The sequence below is a fragment of the Marinobacter goseongensis genome, assembly GCF_023156235.1.
Lineage (GTDB): Bacteria > Pseudomonadota > Gammaproteobacteria > Pseudomonadales > Oleiphilaceae > Marinobacter > Marinobacter goseongensis.
On the sequence record NZ_JAKZAI010000010.1, the window covers coordinates 154,948 to 171,156 of the forward strand.

At 57.3% G+C, this 16,209-nt stretch carries 15 protein-coding genes; 14 read left to right on the forward strand and 1 reads right to left on the reverse strand.

Annotated features, from left to right (window positions below; all coding sequences use genetic code 11):
* Positions 1 to 14: 14 nt before the first annotated feature.
* Positions 15 to 1,139 carry a glutamate 5-kinase gene (proB, locus tag MLC70_RS11165; RefSeq protein WP_248183796.1) on the forward strand — a complete coding sequence of 375 codons (1,125 nt, stop codon included), beginning with the start codon at positions 15 to 17 and terminating at the stop codon, positions 1,137 to 1,139.
* Between the two features lie 56 nt (positions 1,140 to 1,195).
* On the opposite strand, the gene rpsT is transcribed toward proB, so the two are convergent.
* A complete protein-coding gene (rpsT, locus tag MLC70_RS11170) occupies positions 1,196 to 1,465 on the reverse strand; it encodes a 30S ribosomal protein S20 (RefSeq protein WP_248183798.1) in 270 nt (89 codons plus the stop codon).
* A gap of 267 nt (positions 1,466 to 1,732) precedes the next feature.
* Between rpsT and murJ the strand changes: the two genes are divergently transcribed.
* The 13 genes from murJ (at position 1,733) to MLC70_RS11235 (ending at position 16,192) form a co-directional block, all read left to right on the forward strand.
* Positions 1,733 to 3,313: a murein biosynthesis integral membrane protein MurJ gene (gene murJ, locus MLC70_RS11175; RefSeq protein ID WP_248183799.1), complete on the forward strand. Its 1,581-nt coding sequence runs from the start codon at positions 1,733 to 1,735 to the stop codon at positions 3,311 to 3,313.
* Between the two features lie 97 nt (positions 3,314 to 3,410).
* The gene (ribF, locus tag MLC70_RS11180; protein WP_248183800.1) at positions 3,411 to 4,388 is read left to right on the forward strand and encodes a bifunctional riboflavin kinase/FAD synthetase; all 978 of its coding nucleotides are present in this window, start codon (positions 3,411 to 3,413) and stop codon (positions 4,386 to 4,388) included.
* A gap of 62 nt (positions 4,389 to 4,450) precedes the next feature.
* Positions 4,451 to 7,270, forward strand: a complete 2,820-nt coding sequence (gene ileS, locus MLC70_RS11185) for an isoleucine--tRNA ligase (RefSeq protein ID WP_248183801.1) — start codon at positions 4,451 to 4,453, stop codon at positions 7,268 to 7,270.
* Positions 7,270 to 7,794 carry a signal peptidase II gene (lspA, locus tag MLC70_RS11190; RefSeq protein ID WP_248183803.1) on the forward strand — a complete coding sequence of 175 codons (525 nt, stop codon included), beginning with the start codon at positions 7,270 to 7,272 and terminating at the stop codon, positions 7,792 to 7,794. Before ileS ends, lspA begins: the two co-directional genes overlap by 1 nt.
* Complete coding sequence (locus MLC70_RS11195) at positions 7,794 to 8,246, forward strand: FKBP-type peptidyl-prolyl cis-trans isomerase (RefSeq protein WP_248183804.1); 453 nt, start codon at positions 7,794 to 7,796, stop codon at positions 8,244 to 8,246. The genes lspA and MLC70_RS11195 overlap by 1 nt, the downstream gene beginning before the upstream one ends.
* Before the next feature lie 18 nt (positions 8,247 to 8,264).
* The gene (ispH, locus tag MLC70_RS11200) at positions 8,265 to 9,218 is read left to right on the forward strand and encodes a 4-hydroxy-3-methylbut-2-enyl diphosphate reductase (RefSeq protein WP_248183806.1); all 954 of its coding nucleotides are present in this window, start codon (positions 8,265 to 8,267) and stop codon (positions 9,216 to 9,218) included.
* A gap of 183 nt (positions 9,219 to 9,401) precedes the next feature.
* Positions 9,402 to 10,004 carry a GspH/FimT family pseudopilin gene (locus MLC70_RS11205; protein WP_248183807.1) on the forward strand — a complete coding sequence of 201 codons (603 nt, stop codon included), beginning with the start codon at positions 9,402 to 9,404 and terminating at the stop codon, positions 10,002 to 10,004.
* Complete coding sequence (gene pilV / locus MLC70_RS11210) at positions 9,973 to 10,506, forward strand: type IV pilus modification protein PilV (RefSeq protein ID WP_248183810.1); 534 nt, start codon at positions 9,973 to 9,975, stop codon at positions 10,504 to 10,506. The genes MLC70_RS11205 and pilV overlap by 32 nt, the downstream gene beginning before the upstream one ends.
* Positions 10,507 to 10,515: 9 nt before the next feature.
* Complete coding sequence (locus MLC70_RS11215) at positions 10,516 to 11,610, forward strand: PilW family protein (RefSeq protein ID WP_248183812.1); 1,095 nt, start codon at positions 10,516 to 10,518, stop codon at positions 11,608 to 11,610.
* Positions 11,611 to 11,624: 14 nt separating this feature from the next.
* Positions 11,625 to 12,107 carry a pilus assembly PilX family protein gene (locus tag MLC70_RS11220; protein ID WP_248183814.1) on the forward strand — a complete coding sequence of 161 codons (483 nt, stop codon included), beginning with the start codon at positions 11,625 to 11,627 and terminating at the stop codon, positions 12,105 to 12,107.
* Positions 12,108 to 12,150: 43 nt separating this feature from the next.
* Complete coding sequence (locus MLC70_RS11225; protein ID WP_248183816.1) at positions 12,151 to 12,543, forward strand: hypothetical protein; 393 nt, start codon at positions 12,151 to 12,153, stop codon at positions 12,541 to 12,543.
* Positions 12,533 to 15,733, forward strand: coding sequence for a pilus assembly protein (locus MLC70_RS11230; RefSeq protein WP_248183818.1), 3,201 nt, complete (start codon positions 12,533 to 12,535; stop codon positions 15,731 to 15,733). Before MLC70_RS11225 ends, MLC70_RS11230 begins: the two co-directional genes overlap by 11 nt.
* A gap of 12 nt (positions 15,734 to 15,745) precedes the next feature.
* Complete coding sequence (locus tag MLC70_RS11235; protein ID WP_248183832.1) at positions 15,746 to 16,192, forward strand: type IV pilin protein; 447 nt, start codon at positions 15,746 to 15,748, stop codon at positions 16,190 to 16,192.
* Positions 16,193 to 16,209 lie beyond the last annotated feature (17 nt).

Genomic DNA, 16,209 nt, shown 5'->3' on the forward strand with positions numbered 1-16,209 from the left:
CATCCGGACCGATCATGAGTGAACGCGCCCAGTTACGCCAGGCCCGCCGTCTGGTGGTGAAAATAGGCAGTGCCCTGCTGACCAACGACGGCAAGGGTCTGGATGTCGCCGCCCTTGGGCTTTGGGTGGACCAGATCGTCGAGTTGATTGAGGCGGGCGTGGAAGTGGTGATCGTGTCCTCAGGATCGGTGGCTGAGGGGATGAGCCGGCTAGGCTGGAAAACCCGGCCGCAACAGCTTCATGAGCTTCAGGCTGCTGCGGCTGTTGGTCAGATGGGGTTGGTGCAGACCTGGGAAGCCCAGTTCAAGCGTCACGACATTCATGCCGCCCAGATCCTGCTGACCCATGACGACCTCTCTGACCGCAAACGGTACCTCAACGGCCGTAGCACGCTGCGGGCGCTGCTGGATTTCGGGGTGGTGCCGATCGTCAATGAGAATGACACGGTAGTGACCGACGAAATCCGTTTTGGCGATAACGACACCCTGGGAGCGCTGGTGGCCAACCTGATCGAGGCAGACGGGTTGATCATTCTGACCGATCAGTTAGGGCTGTTTGACAAGGACCCGCGCAAGCACGCGGATGCCCGGCTGGTGACCGAACGCAAGGCGGGCGACCACGAGCTGGATGCCATGGCCGGTGGCGGAGCCGGGGCGCTGGGGCGTGGTGGTATGCAGACGAAGGTGCGCGCCGCGCGGCTGGCGGCGCGGTCCGGGGCTTTCACGGTGATTGTGGGTGGCCGGATCGAGCACGCGATTACCCGCTTGCGTGCCGGTGACGTGATCGGCACCCTGCTGTTGCCTGAGCAGGGGCGGATCGCCGCCCGTAAACAGTGGTTGGCGAGCCATCTGCAGACCCGGGGCAAGCTGACCCTGGATGATGGTGCGGTTCGGGTGCTGTGTCTTGGTGGCCGCAGCCTGTTACCCGTCGGGGTCAAGAGCGTGGCCGGTCAGTTCCGCCGCGGCGAGATGGTCTCGTGCGTGGATGGCGCTGGCAAGGAGATAGCGCGGGGACTGGTCAACTACGGCGCCGATGAGGCTCGGGCGATTGCGGGCCGGTCAAGCGATCGTATTCTGGACGTGCTGGGGTACGTCTCCGGCGAAGAGATGATTCACCGGGACAACATGGTGATCGTCTGACAGGCACAAAATAACCGGCTCGCGAGCCGGTTATTTTGACGCTGAAGTAAAACCGCTTACGCGCTCTTCAGGGCCTTGATCTTGCTGCTCAGGCGGCTCTTGTGGCGAGCAACCTTGTTCTTGGCAAAAATGCCCTTGTTGACCATGCCGTCCATGATCGGCTGGAACTTCTGGAAAGCCGCCTGGGCTTCTTCGTAGTTGCCGGCTTCGATCGTGGCCTGAACTTTTTTCATGTACGTACGCGCCATAGAACGCAGGCTGGCATTGTGCTTGCGGTTCTTCTCGTTCTGACGTGCGCGCTTCTTGGCTTGCGGGGAATTTGCCACCGTGTAACTCCTGAAAATCTGTAATTGATTCGAAAATTCGCGGGCGCGCCAAAACCAGCGCGTCGAAATAAATGACGCGGAACTATGCCGCCGATGGGTTTAAATGTCAAGGCTTAAACCCATTTCATCCCGCGGTACGCAAGGGCTGTGCTAAACTCGCTCCGCAGCGAACAGCAGTGTCCCGGAGTGCGCAGGTATTTACCGAGATATCAGCACACTCACAAGCTGCCGCCATCCGATTCAGCCATTTCCGATGTCAGGGCCCGAATGTCATCCCAAGCAGAAGATCCGTCACCACAGCCCCTGCCCCCTAAAGCGCCCGGGCTGCTTCGCTCGTCTGGCGTGGTGGGTATCATGACCATGCTGTCCCGGGTGTTGGGGTTGGTTCGCGATATGGTAATTGCCCGTTATTTTGGCGCGGGCGCCGGGGCGGACGCCTTTTTCGTCGCGTTCAAGATTCCCAATTTTCTCCGCCGTCTGTTTGCCGAAGGGGCTTTTTCCCAGGCCTTCGTGCCAGTGCTGTCCTCCTATCGGCAAAACGAGGACATCGCGGAAGTTCGGCGTCTGGTTAACGCTGTGTCTGGTTCCCTCGGCCTGGTGCTGCTGGGGGTAACCATTGTGGCGATGCTGGGTGCGCCGCTGCTGACTGCGGTGTTCGCGCCGGGCTTCCTGGATGACGAGTACAAGTTCGGGTTGGCCAGCGACATGTTGAGGATCACCTTTCCCTATCTGCTGCTGATCTCCCTGACCGCCTTCGCCGGTGGCATTCTCAACAGCTACGATCGGTTCGCCATCCCTGCTTTTACGCCGGTGCTGCTGAATCTGGCGATGATCGGCGCGGCCATCTTCCTCACTCCGCTGATGGAAGCGCCGGTAATGGCGCTGGCCTGGGGGGTGTTCATTGCCGGCGCCCTGCAGCTGTTTTTCCAGTTGCCGTTTCTGATGCGGCTTGGTCTGTTGCCGCGGCCACGGGTGGATTACCGTCACGAAGGGGTCAGCCGCATCCTCAAGCTGATGGCGCCGGCGTTGTTCGGGGTGTCGGTGAGTCAGATCAACCTGTTGCTGGATACGGTGCTGGCCTCGTTCCTGCAAACCGGCAGTGTGTCCTGGCTGTATTATTCTGACCGCCTTTCCGAGTTGCCCCTGGGGGTGTTCGGCATTGCCATTGCGACGGTGATTCTGCCGAGCCTGTCCCGCAAGCACGCGGCGGCGTCGGCGGACCAGTTTGCGGCCACGCTGGACTGGGCGGTGAGGGCAGTGTTGCTGATCGGTCTGCCGGCGGTGGTGGCGCTGGCGCTGCTGGCCGAGCCGCTGATTGCCACGCTGTTTCATTATGGCGAGGTGACGGATCGGGACGTAGCCATGTCGGCCCAGAGTCTGCGGGCTTACTCCGCCGGGCTGCTGGCGTTCATGCTGATCAAGGTGCTGGCGCCGGGGTTCTTTGCCCGCGAAGACACCAAAACCCCGGTCAAGATCGGTATCATCGCCATGGTAGCGAACATGGCGATGAACCTGGCGTTGATTGTGCCGCTCGCCCACGCCGGGCTGGCGCTGGCCACCTCGCTGTCGGCCTGGTTGAACGGGTTGCTGCTCTGGTGGGGGCTCAGAAAAGAGGGCGCCTGGAAAAGTCAGTCCGGCTGGCCCCGTTTTCTGCTGCAACTGGCGTTTGCCAACCTAGCGCTGGCGGCGGTGGTGCTCTACCTTCGCGCCCCGGTCAGTGACTGGCTGGCGGCACCTGGGATGCAGCGGGCAGCCGATATGGGCATCCTGGTCGCCGCCGGTGTGGCGGTTTACTTCATTGCGCTGGCGTTGGCCGGCGTGCGGGTAAGACATTTCCGCCACAGGTAGGTTATAATCGCGCGTTTTCTCACCAGCGATTCCCGGGCTCCCATTGGTGACCGGGAATCGGCTGACTGCAACGCTGGCAATTGAAGGTTCGCATTACATGCGTCTGATCCGGGGTCTGACCAACCTGAAAATTCTGTCCCTGCAAGAGGCGTCGCCACTGGCCCATGGCTGTGTTGCGACCATCGGCAATTTTGATGGCGTGCACTTGGGCCACAAAACCATTCTTGAGCAGGTCAAGGAAAAGGCCCGGGCGCTGAACGTGCCCTCGGTGGTGATGATTTTCGAACCTCAGCCCCGGGAGTTTTTCCAGGGCCGCGAGGCGCCGCCGCGATTGATGGCGTTCCGCCAGAAGTTTGAAACCCTGATGTCCGAGGGCATTGATATGGTGCTGTGCCTGCGCTTTGACGAGCGTTTTCGCAGCTATTCCGGCATGGGGTTCATTGAGGACGTCCTGATTGATGGGCTGGCCGTGCGCCACCTGGTGGTCGGCGATGATTTCCGTTTTGGCTGTGACCGGGCCGGCGATTTTACCCTGCTGCAAGACGTCGGGGCTGCCCGCGGATTCTCTGTCGAGAATACCCGCACAGTCTCGGTGGCCGGAGAGCGGGTGAGCAGCACCCGGATTCGGGAGTTGCTCAACGTGAATGGCCTGGAAGCGGCCGAGAAACTGCTGGGCCATCCTTACCGGATTCGCGGGCGCGTGGTGTATGGCCGCCAGCTGGGCCGTGAGATCGGCGCCCCGACTGCAAATATCCTGCTGCGACAAATGCCCGCCTTGCAGGGAGTTTTCGTGGTCAGCGCGAGATTACAGGACGGCTCGATCCGGGACGGCGTCGCCAACATTGGCGTGCGGCCAACGGTGGATGGCAAACAGCCCTCCCTTGAAGTGCACCTCTTCGATTTTGCTGGCACACTTTACGGCCAGACTCTGGAGGTGGTGTTCCGCCACGGCGTGCGGGAGGAGGTTCGTTTCGACTCCGTGGACGAACTCAAGGCGCAGATCGCTCGCGATTTTGACCGCGCCCGGGCGTGGATTGCCGAACATGGCTCCGCCGCCAGCGAACAACAGGCGTAACCGGCGCAGTCCGGCCCTATTTTTCTGATGACAACCGACCGACAAGAGCACGCACACAGACCATGAGCGACTACAAGCACACTCTGAATCTGCCTGACACCGCGTTCCCCATGCGCGGTAACCTGGCCAAGCGCGAGCCGGATATGCTCAAGCGCTGGCAGGATCTGGATGTATACGGCAATCTGCGCAAGCAGCGTGAGGGTCGGGAAAAGTTCATTCTGCATGACGGCCCTCCCTACGCCAACGGCAGCATTCACATTGGTCACGCGGTCAACAAGATTCTCAAGGACATGATCGTCAAGTCCCGCGGTTTCATGGGCTATGACGCGCCCTATGTGCCGGGCTGGGATTGTCATGGCCTGCCCATTGAACACAAGGTGGAGCAGGAAATTGGCAAGGCCGGGGTCAAGGTGGACTACAAAACCTTCCGCCAGGCCTGTCGCGATTACGCCACCAAGCAGATTGCCGGGCAAAAGGCCGATTTTATCCGCCTCGGCGTCATGGGGCAGTGGGATAAGCCCTACCTGACCATGGACCCGAAAGTAGAAGCCGGCATCGTTCGCGCCCTCGGCAAGATCGTCGCCAAGGGGCATCTGGTGCGCGGTTACAAGCCGGTGTACTGGAGTGTGGTCGGGCAGTCTGCCTTGGCCGAAGCGGAAGTGGAGTATCAGGACAAGACCTCGACCCAGATCGATGTGCGCTTTACCGCAGTGGACCAGGCGAGGGCCTTGTCCGCGTTTGGCACTGACAAGGGTGAGGGTGACGTGGCGGTGGTGATCTGGACGACCACGCCCTGGACCATCCCCGCCAACCAGGCTGTGTCATTGAATGCCGAGCTGGACTATGCGCTGGTTCAGGTCAACGCCGGTCATGGACCAGAGCGCATGATTCTTGCCGCTGACATGGTGGAGGGCATCATGGCACGCTGGTCCGTTGATGCCTTTGAAGTGCTGGCGTCCTGTTCCGGTTCTGCGCTCGAGAATCTGATGCTCAAGCACCCGGTGTTCGACAAGCAGGTGCCCGTAATTCTGGGCGATCATGTGTCTACGGATGCCGGTACCGGCGCGGTCCATACCGCACCAGACCACGGTATGGAAGACTTTGAAGTGGGCAAGGCCTACGGCATTGGCACCATCAATCTGGTGCAGGCGGATGGCACCTACACCAGTGCCGCCGGCGAGTTCGCCGGTGTACATGTGTACAAGGCCGATGAGCCGGTGTGCGGAGCGCTGGGTCGGGAGGGCAAACTGGTGTTCTCCGAGAAATTCCTCCACAGCTATCCTCACTGCTGGCGTACCAAGACCCCGCTGATATACCGGGCGACCCCGCAGTGGTTCATCAGCATGGAAAAAGAACACCTGCGTGCCGACGCGCTGGAAGCCATCAAGGGTGTGCGCTGGGTTCCTGCCTGGGGGCAGAACCGCATTGAAGCCATGTTCCAGCAGTCCCCGGACTGGTGTATCTCGCGCCAGCGCACCTGGGGGGTGCCAATCACCCTGTTTATCCACAAGGAAACCCAGGAGCTTCACCCGGACACCCAGAGCCTGATCGAGGACGTCGCCAGAGAGATCGAGTCCCTTGGCATTGATGCCTGGTACGACCTGGACGCCAGCGCGCTGCTTGGGGACGATGCCGAGCACTACGAGAAAGTGACGGACACGCTCGATGTGTGGTTCGACTCCGGCGTCACCCACGATTCGGTTTTGCGCCCGCGCGCTGAACTGGGGCAGTTCCCGGCGGACATGTACCTGGAAGGTTCTGATCAGCACCGCGGCTGGTTCCAGTCTTCCCTGAAAACCTCCATCGCCATGAACGGCGTGGCGCCCTACAAGCAGGTGCTGACCCATGGTTTCACGGTAGATGGCAAGGGCCACAAGATGTCCAAATCCATGGGCAACGTGATCGCGCCCCAGGAAGTGATGAACGAGCTGGGTGCCGACATTCTGCGGTTGTGGGTATCGGCGACGGACTACAGCGGCGAGATGACCGTGTCCAAGGACATCCTGCGCCAGACCGCAGACGGCTACCGCCGTATCCGTAACACCGCCCGTTTCCTGCTCAGCAACCTGACCGGGTTCGAGCCGGATCAGCACATGGTGGCGCCGGACGACATGATCGCCCTCGACCGCTGGATGGTGGACCGCGCCCTGCAATTACAGAACGAGCTCAACGAGGACTACCAGAACTACGCGTTCCTGCGGATTTACCAGAAGGTGTACAGCTTCTGTGAGGCCACATTGGGCGGCTTCTACCTCGACATCATCAAGGATCGCCAGTACACCACCCAGGCCGACAGCCTGGCGCGGCGCTCCTGCCAGACCGCGTTGTACCATGTGGCTGAGGCGCTGGTGCGCTGGATTGCACCGATTCTCAGCTTTACCGCCGACGAGATCTGGCAGACGCTGCCGGGCAAGCGCGGTGACACCGTGTTCTACGAAACCTGGTACGACGGCCTGACCGCGCTGCCAGACAACGCTGAACTGGGGCGGGATTACTGGCGCGAGATTTACAGCGTCAAGGAAGCCGTCAACAAGCGCCTGGAAGAGGCGCGGGCGCGTGGCGAGATCAAAGGCTCCCTGAGCGCCGAGGTCACATTGTATTGTGAGGGCGATCTGGCGGCGGCTCTGAAGCACCTGGGTGACGAGCTGCGGTTCGTGCTGATTACCTCCGAGGCCACGGTCAGACCGGTGGCGGAAGCGGGCGACGCTGAACACACGGCCTACGAGGGGCTGCTGGTGAAAGTGACTCCGGCTGCCCATGCCAAATGTGAACGCTGCTGGCACCACCGTGAGGATGTCGGCCAGCACGCCGCCCACGCGGATCTCTGCGGCCGCTGTGTGACCAACGTCGAAGGCACGGGCGAAGCCCGCTCGTTCGCCTGATGGACGCGGTCATGACGGACGACGCCAGCGGTTCCAAGATGAAGTGGTTGTGGCTGGCGGTGCTGGTCATCGCCCTCGACCTCGGCACCAAGGCCACGGCCACCGCCATGCTGACCTACGCCAGCCCGGTGGCGGTGATGCCCAGTTTTAACCTGACCCTGCTGCACAACACCGGCGCGGCGTTCAGCTTTCTGGCCGGTGCCGCCGGTTGGCAACGCTGGTTCTTCGTGGTGCTGGCGATTGGTGTCAGCGTGGCTCTGGTGATTTGGCTGAAAAGCCTCAAGCGCAATGAAACCTGGACGGCGATTGCCATCGTACTCATTCTCGGCGGCGCGCTCGGTAACGTGTATGACCGGGTGGTGCATGGTTATGTGGTCGATTTTCTGCATTTTTACTGGAACGACTGGCATTTCCCCGCCTTCAACCTGGCCGACACCGCCATCACCATCGGTGCCGGCATGATGATTCTCGACATGTTCCGCAAGCCCGCCGAGGGCGTTGCGGACGGGAGTGACCAACACTGATGAAAAACCTTCCGGTAGACAAGGGCACCCGCGTGACCCTGAACTTCGCTCTGAAATTCCAGGATGGCGAAGTGGTGGATTCCACGTTCGACAAGGCCCCGGCGACCCTGGAAATTGGCGACGAAAATCTGCCAGAGAACTTCGAGGCGTACCTGATGGGTATGACCGCCGGTGAACACAAAACTGTGGAAGTGCCGCCGGAGAAAGCCTTTGGCCAGCACAACCCCAACAACCTGCAAACCTACAAGCGCCATGAGTTCAGTGCAGACATGGTGCTCGAGCCCGGGGTGATGATCTCCTTTGCCGACGCGCGCCAGCAGGAGTTGCCGGGGGTGGTCAGCCGTGTCGAGGGCGACGAGGTGGAAGTGGACTTCAACCATCCGCTGGCAGGGCGTACACTGACCTTTGAAGTGGAAATCATTGACGTGGAGCCGGTCGGACCGGCCCACTAACCAGAGCAGCAGGCTGATATGCAGATCCGACTCGCCAATCCCCGCGGCTTTTGTGCCGGCGTTGATCGTGCCATCGAAATTGTAAACCGGGCGCTGGATGTGTTCGGTGCGCCCATCTACGTGCGACACGAGGTGGTGCACAACAAATTCGTGGTGGACAACCTGCGCAATCGCGGTGCGGTGTTCGTGGACGAGCTGCATGAAGTGCCGGACGACACACTGGTGATCTTCAGCGCCCATGGCGTTTCCCAGGCGGTGCAGAACGAGGCGGCCCGTCGCGGGCTGAAAGTGTTTGACGCCACCTGCCCACTGGTCACCAAAGTGCACATGGAAGTGATGCGCTACAGCCGTGAGGGTCGCGAGTGCATCCTTATCGGTCATCATGGCCACCCGGAAGTAGAAGGCACCATGGGGCAGTACGATCACAGTAATGGCGGCGAAATCTACCTGGTGGAGAACGAGGAAGACGTCGCCAACCTGCAGGTAAACGACCCGGCCAAGCTGTCCTACGTCACCCAGACCACCCTGTCCATGGACGATACCGCACGGGTGATCGATGCCCTCCGTGCCAAGTTCCCGGAAATCCAGGGTCCCAGAAAAGACGACATCTGCTACGCCACCCAGAACCGCCAGGACGCGGTCAAGCAGCTCGCCGGCGACTGCGACCTGATGTTGGTGGTCGGCTCTCCCAACAGCTCCAACTCCAACCGCCTGCGGGAACTGGCCGAACGCATGGGCACCCCCGCCTATCTGATCGACGAGGCCGCACAGATTGACCCCGCCTGGCTTGAGGGCAGGAAGATAGTCGGCGTGACCGCCGGCGCCTCGGCTCCGGAAGTGCTGGTGAATGATGTGATTTCCCGCCTGAAAGAGCTCGGCGGTGACGTGCCCGAAGAAATCCCGGGGCGCGAGGAGAACATTGTGTTCTCGATGCCGAAGGAGCTTCGGATTGATGTGGTTGAGGTTTCCTAGGTTCAGTTATCCACTGGATTCGTTCGGTATCGGTTTATAGTTCGTAATCCAGTGTGATTAAAAGCACGTTTTAACCGCTTTCATTGCCGGTCATCGGTAATTTCCCACCGCTTATCGCCCATCCGTATCCACCCGCATTGAATTTTTTTAATCTCAGTAACAGTTGGAATTGGAATGTTGGTTATGACTGCTACGAAAAGAAACAACGGCTTTACGGTCATTGAATTGATGTTGACGATTGCAGTGCTTGCCGTAGTGGTGACATTCGCGATCCCGTCTTTTCAAACAATGATTATGAATAACAGGATTTCCTCTCAAGCAAACGAAATAACCAGTCTTGTCAGCTTCGCCAGGAGCGAAGCCTCCAAGCGCCCCGATGCACGTGTCACTTTATGCCCGTCCAACGACGGTTCCAGCTGTGCTGGTGGGGCCGCATGGGAGTCTGGTTGGATCGCCATGCTGGACGTGGACGGTGACCAGACGTTAGACGCAGGCGATGGTGACAGGGTGCTCAGGGTAGGTGAGCCGCTGGCGGGTGGAAATACCTTCCGGATTGCCGGATTTGGTGGCAATGCTTTTATTCAGTTTGACGGCAGTGGGCAGCCGGTTTCCCCGGGCGCCCTGGGCGCCGTGGATGGTTCCCTGGTGGTGTGTGATAGCCGGGATGATGAGTTCGCTCGCGGAGTGGTGGTTATGGTTTCAGGCCAAACGCGTCTCGCGCGTGACGAAAACAATAGCGGAACCGTTAATCTGCATGGAGGTGGCAACGATGTTACCTGTCCGTAGCCCTGAGAATAAGCAAGCGGGGATCACCCTAATCGAAATACTGGTCACCATGATCATTCTGGCGATTGGGTTACTAGGTCTCGCCGGCTTGATGATGGATGGTCTTAAAAATAACCAGAGCGCCTATCTGCGCACCCAGGCCAGTATCCTCGCTTATGACATGTCGGACCGCATCAGAATTAACCGGGACCGCGCCATCGCTGGCGATTATGATGGATATTCCACCTCGGGAGAAGGCGGCTTCACGAATTTGCCCGCATGCGTCACCAATGCCGCCGGATGTTCCGCTGCTGACCAGGTTAATCAAGACCTCGCGGAATGGACGCGGGAGATTCAGGGCGTTGGCGGCACAGCCCTTCTGCCTGACGGGGAGGGTTCCATTACCCGAGGTGGAGGTAATCTTTTCACGATTACGGTTGGCTGGCAGGAAACACTGTGGGATGAAGAAAGCGATGCTCGCGTAAGCGACCTTCAGCAGTTTGCAGTTGAATTCAGTTTGTAGGAATTGAAGATGGAACAGACCGAGATGTCCCCAAACCGTCAGCCCAATCTCCCTTCCATGAGAGCCGCAGGGTTGTCATTGATAGAGCTTATGATCTCGCTCGCGCTCAGCGCGACTCTGATCATTGGTGTTACAACCATTTATCTCGACTCCAGTCAGACTTCTCGACTAAGCAATTCGTTGGCGCGCATCCAGGAAGCCGGTCGGATTGCGACCGAAATCATTGCCAGAGATGTGAGGATGTCCGGCTTTCAGGGGTGCGCTGATCCGAACAGCATTTCCATGACAATCATTGCGAACAATCCACCGACTGCAGACTTTTTTCAGACCTCTCTGCGGGGCTGGGAGGTCAACAGCGGAACCTGGGCGGATGGCACCGAGTTCGATGATGAGAGCATTGAAGGCAATGCTGTGCTCGGTAGCGATGTCATTTCGATTCAAAGGGGCGAAATCGTTCCAATCAGCCTTACTGGTAACATGACAGCGACCAACGCAAATATTCAGGTCGCCGGTCAGTTGGCGTTATTTGATCAGAACGACATCGTGCTGATCTCTGACTGTGAAAACGCTGACTTGTTTCGAATTTCCAGTAATCCGGAGAGTGGGACGTGGGCTCATGCCAACAATGTAAACTCAGGAAATCGTCTTAGCCAAGCCTACAACGACACTGCCCGTATTATGCGCTTCAGCTCAACAGCGTATTTCGTGGCAGACACCGGCCGCGATGATGCCCGCGGCAATGCCGTGTTTGCTCTCTATCGCCAGCGGGAAACCAATGCCGGGGGTTCCTTCACTGTTGACGAGCTGGTGGAGGGTATCGAAAGTATGCAGGTCCTCTACGGGGAGCGGTTGGCCAGTGACAACATTCGTTACGTGCCGGCAGACACGGCCGGTTTGGATATGGCCCGAGTGGTGGCGGTAAAGTTGGGTTTTTTGATCAGCAGTCCTGAGAGTGTGCAGGATGGCACGGATCAGCTCAGCTATAACCTGCCGGGGGAGACCGTTGCTCCCGCAGGCACTGCAGGAGCAACGGTTTTTCATCCTGTGGATAGCCGAATCCGCCGTACGTTTGAGTCTACGATCAATATTCGGAACCGTAATTAATTGGAGGCGTGCCGATGACAGCGTTGAAAAACAAGGCGGTTTTACCGGGAAGTCAGACCGGAGCGGTTCTAGTGGTCAGTCTGATTGTCCTGCTGGTCCTGACGCTACTGGGCGTGGCGGGTATGAACAGTTCGATGATGCAGGAACGGATGGCAGCGAACGCGCAGCACTCGAACCGGGCGTTTCAGGCTGCAGAGAGCGCGGCAGGCGCTTTGCTGCAACAGCTTATGAGCGGTGACCTCAGTATGCTCCAACAATCAATGGTTTCCGCGGATTCCATGAGCACCACGACCGCTTTTACTATCGGTGGCGCAGACGTCTCTTCGGAATACACCGCTCGGTATCTGGGTGAAATCATCATTAGCAGCGGCAGCTCAATGGACGCAAATGAGAGCACAACACTGTTGAAAGGTTACCGCTATGAGCTCAGCGGTTCCTCGGAAATTTCCGGAAGCGGCGCTTCGCGCACTGTTTTTAAGGGCATCGAGTATTACTAAACCATTGGGCAGGTCAGCGTTAGCTGAGTCGCCGGGAGGAGTTATGACCGTACCAAAGAGCATTCATCAGTTTGCGATTCGTATCCTTGCGCTTTTCATTCTTGCTGCCAGTCCAGGGGCATTTGCAGAGCGCCTCATTGATAAATCGGAGATGAGGCCGACCATAAATGTCGTGGAAAGTGGCGGAGTTTCAGTGGTCACCAACTCTGCGGGAGAAGTCGTTCAGGTTGTTACTGGCGTATGCGAGGGTTGTGAGAGACGATCCTTTTTACCTGAACGAAATGTGCGTGTCATGTTTGAAGGGCAACAGCTATCGGCTGCTGGCAGTGACAGTATGAACGGAGCTCCTGCGTTTGTCGGCGTTCGCGTGAATAGCGGGATGGCCACCTCCGTCGAGTTTCGAAAAGTTGTAAAGGAGCGTCAGAATGCGAACTAATCGTTTTATATCCGCAGCAGGTGCGTTTTTTCTGACCCTGGGACTGGCCTCTTCGGTGGCGGCTGACGATACCGAGATCTTCTTTAATACCAGTGAAACAACAATCAGGCCGAACATTCTCTTTGTCATGGATAACTCCGGAAGTATGACATCGATGGTGTCAACCACCTCCGAATACAATTCTTCGGAGAATTACAGCGGCGATTATGATGAGGATTTCATCTATTACAACGCGGGTTGGGGACTGCACTCCATCAGAAAGTCTGTCTTGACCTGCAGCGATGTGCTGCCCCGTCTGAACGGTTCTGGATGGTTGCTGGATTATAAGATGGCTTACTTCTTCCAGCGGGACTGGAATCAGCTTCGCAATGTGGATATCAACAATTCACCCACAGACTGCGAGGCGGACGACGACCAGAAAAAAATCAAGTGGCGAAACTATCGCGGGGCGGATATCTATTCTGCAAATTACCTGAATTGGTATTTCGATCACCGGGTAGCAGAAGAGCGCTCACGCATGAGCATCGTAAAAGAGGTGGCGAAAAACCTCGCGGACAGTATGAGTGGCGTGAATATCGGTCTGATGGCGTTTAATACGGATTTTGACCAATATATCTGCACTAATCAGGGGTGCGGTTACACGACTGGTGAGGGCGGCCACGTTATCCTCCCCGTCGGTGACATCAAAGACAACAGAGATCAGTTCAAGTCTGCAATCGATGACCTGTCGCCCGACACCAATACCCCATTATCAGAAACGCTGTTTGGCGCCATGCGTTACTTTTCCGGCGGCGCTCCGTTCCTTGATCGAAATCCAGAGGATGATACCGTCGACGGCTCAGATAACTATATTTCGCCGGTAGAATACCAATGCCAGTCGAACAACGTCATTATGTTGACGGATGGTGAGCCTACCTTGGATTCCAACAATAACGCGACTATGGAGGGTGTGGTAGGCAACTGCTCGGGGAACTGTCTTGATGAGGTCGCTGAGTACATGAATGAGAATGACCTTCTCTCGGGAATGTCTGGTACTCAGATAGTAAATACCTACACAGTTGGATTTGAAACGGATCAGGAGCTTCTATCCGATGCGGCTGTCAAGGGCGGTGGCGCGTATTACACTGCGAACGACTCGGAATCATTGCAGGAAGCATTCTCGGATATCGTGCGTTCGGTACTCGCGGTAAATACTACGTTTGTCGCACCGGGGGTTGCTGTGAATACCTTCAACCGTCTGAACCACCTGGACTCCCTGTACTTCTCTGTATTTCAGCCGGATGTCTCGCCACAGTGGAATGGCAACCTTAAGCGCTACCGGTTGGGTTCAGATGGCAAGATTTATGACAGCACCGGCAGCGAAGCGGTTAACGATACTACCGGCTTCTTCAAGACCGACGCTCAGAGTTGGTGGAGCCCTGAGGCAGACGGCCCGGCTGTCGCCAAGGGTGGTGCAGCGTCACAGCAGGCTGATCTGAATGCAAACCGGAAAGTGTATACGCACTACGCTGGTTCATCGAACGATCTGACCCTGGCTGCTAACTCAGTTTCGGTGGCTAATAAAGCAAATCTGTCAAAAGCGATGTTTGGCGACGCGGATATGTCCGATGAGTTGCATGAAAAACTCATAAATTGGACAAGGGGCCTCGATGTCGATGATGACGATAATGACGGGTTGACAACCGATGCGCGTAAGTACATTGCGGACCCTCTGCACTCGGTTCCTCATCTGGTCATTTATGGCGGAGACTCAGAAACTCCGGATACCACTGTTTTCTTCGGGGATAACCAAGGATTTATCCATGCTATCGATGGTAATTCAGGCGAAACCTATTTTTCATTCATGCCTGGAAGTCTGCTGGATAATCAGCAAACCTTGATGGTGAACAGCGGCAGTGTCACTGACCATGTGTATGGCATGGATGGTTCCATCATCAGCTGGCAGTACGATGATAATAATGACGGTGCAATCAGTGCAGATGATGGGGATCACCTTTATATCTACTCTGGCATGCGCCGCGGCGGCCGAAATTATTACGCGCTGGATGTAACGACCCGCACATCGCCTCAGATGCTTTGGAGTATTACTGGTGGTCAGGGTAACTTTGTGGAGCTTGGTGAGACTTGGTCGAAGCCGGTGAAAACCAAGATCAAAGTCCAGAACTCTGTCAAAGAGGTGCTGATCTTCTCCGGTGGTTACGATGCCCAGCAGGATGAGCTGACAATCCGGGAAGCGGACTCGATAGGTCGTGCTCTGTTCATTGTGGACGCAAACAACGGCCAGAGGTTGTGGTGGGCAGGACCGTCAGGAAGTGGCGCTGACCTCGAATTGGCTGATATGGAGTACAGCATCCCGGCATCGCCAAGAGCACTGGATTTGAACGGTGACGGCTTGGTGGACCAAGTCTATGTCGGCGACATGGGCGGCCAGATTTGGCGGTTCGACATGTTCAACGGCGAGAAAACTTCCGATCTCGTGACCGCAGGTGTGATTGCTGAGTTTGCCGGAGATACCGCACAGACCAACCGTCGTTTCTACCATACACCTGATCTTTTTGGGCTGCAGTTTGGGGCAAACCGCAGTCTCGGGATGGTTATTGGCTCGGGCTGGCAGGCTCACCCGCTCAACACGATTATCGATGACCGGATCTATATGGTCCGCATCGCAGACGTGACTGAGCCGCCCGAAAATGCCGATGGCGAGATCGATTACTCGGGCGTAAAGGTTACTGAAACGGATCTGTTCGACACGACTGACAACGTGATAGGTCAGGGTAACGATGCTCAACGTACGCAAGCCCAAAATGATTTGGCCGAAGCAAAGGGCTGGTTCATTCGAATGACTCGCGACGGTGAAAAGATTTTGTCCACCAGTCAGACGATCAATGGTCAGACATTTATAACCTCTTATGAGCCGACGCCCAGCAATAATGCCTGCCTGCCGTCGGCAGGGACTGCGCGGCTTTATCACGTCTATGTGAAGGATGGAACGCCTGTTGTAAATTATGACGATGTGGATGGGGACAACCTGACGTCGACTGACAGAGAGGTGACGCTCGACACTGTTGGTTTGCCGCCAGATGCGCAGCGCCTGCGGGTGGACGGTAAGGACATCATTTGCGTAGGTGCTGAGTGTCGCCCAGTGGATACCGTGACGGGTGTGGTAGAGACCTATTGGTACGAGGAGTAGATGTTGAGCGCAATGAATAAAAGAAGTTCGGGGTTTTCACTAATCGAACTGATGATCGTGGTTGCCGTAGTAGGAATACTCGCTGCAATCGCGTATCCCAGTTATTTGGAATACGTAGAACGGTCTCGGCGGTCTGATGCCCAAGGTGCGTTGTTGGGGCTTGCCAACGCCATGGAACGGCACCATACGGCCAACAATACATACTTGGGGGCGGGCGCTCCGAATACTGGAGCCCCCAGTATCTTCCCCGATGAGGTACCTCGTGACGGAAACGCAAAGTATTATGACCTTACGATCACGGCGGCCACTGCAACGACGTACACCGTTCGCGCAACCCCAAAGAATGCTCAGGCGGGAGATGGCGTGTTGGAGCTGAGCTCCACCGGAATCAGGCGCTGGTGTCAATGGCCATTTATTTTGACCCACCTTTGGCCAATAAAATTGACCCACCTTTCATAGTCTATCTTGTGGCTTTT

Bases quoted from the DNA above. Each gene is read 5' to 3' on its own strand.
- MLC70_RS11225 (WP_248183816.1), top strand. From the start codon at position 12,151: ATGACCGTACCAAAGAGCATTCATCAGTTTGCGATTCGTATCCTTGCG.
- pilV (WP_248183810.1), top strand. From the start codon at position 9,973: ATGGAGGTGGCAACGATGTTACCTGTCCGTAGCCCTGAGAATAAGCAA.
- ispH (WP_248183806.1), top strand. From the start codon at position 8,265: ATGCAGATCCGACTCGCCAATCCCCGCGGCTTTTGTGCCGGCGTTGAT.
- MLC70_RS11220 (WP_248183814.1), top strand. From the start codon at position 11,625: ATGACAGCGTTGAAAAACAAGGCGGTTTTACCGGGAAGTCAGACCGGA.
- MLC70_RS11195 (WP_248183804.1), top strand. From the start codon at position 7,794: ATGAAAAACCTTCCGGTAGACAAGGGCACCCGCGTGACCCTGAACTTC.
- MLC70_RS11230 (WP_248183818.1), top strand. From the start codon at position 12,533: ATGCGAACTAATCGTTTTATATCCGCAGCAGGTGCGTTTTTTCTGACC.
- MLC70_RS11235 (WP_248183832.1), top strand. From the start codon at position 15,746: ATGAATAAAAGAAGTTCGGGGTTTTCACTAATCGAACTGATGATCGTG.
- murJ (WP_248183799.1), top strand. From the start codon at position 1,733: ATGTCATCCCAAGCAGAAGATCCGTCACCACAGCCCCTGCCCCCTAAA.
- proB (WP_248183796.1), top strand. From the start codon at position 15: ATGAGTGAACGCGCCCAGTTACGCCAGGCCCGCCGTCTGGTGGTGAAA.
- ileS (WP_248183801.1), top strand. From the start codon at position 4,451: ATGAGCGACTACAAGCACACTCTGAATCTGCCTGACACCGCGTTCCCC.
- MLC70_RS11205 (WP_248183807.1), top strand. From the start codon at position 9,402: ATGACTGCTACGAAAAGAAACAACGGCTTTACGGTCATTGAATTGATG.
- ribF (WP_248183800.1), top strand. From the start codon at position 3,411: ATGCGTCTGATCCGGGGTCTGACCAACCTGAAAATTCTGTCCCTGCAA.
- lspA (WP_248183803.1), top strand. From the start codon at position 7,270: ATGGACGCGGTCATGACGGACGACGCCAGCGGTTCCAAGATGAAGTGG.
- MLC70_RS11215 (WP_248183812.1), top strand. From the start codon at position 10,516: ATGGAACAGACCGAGATGTCCCCAAACCGTCAGCCCAATCTCCCTTCC.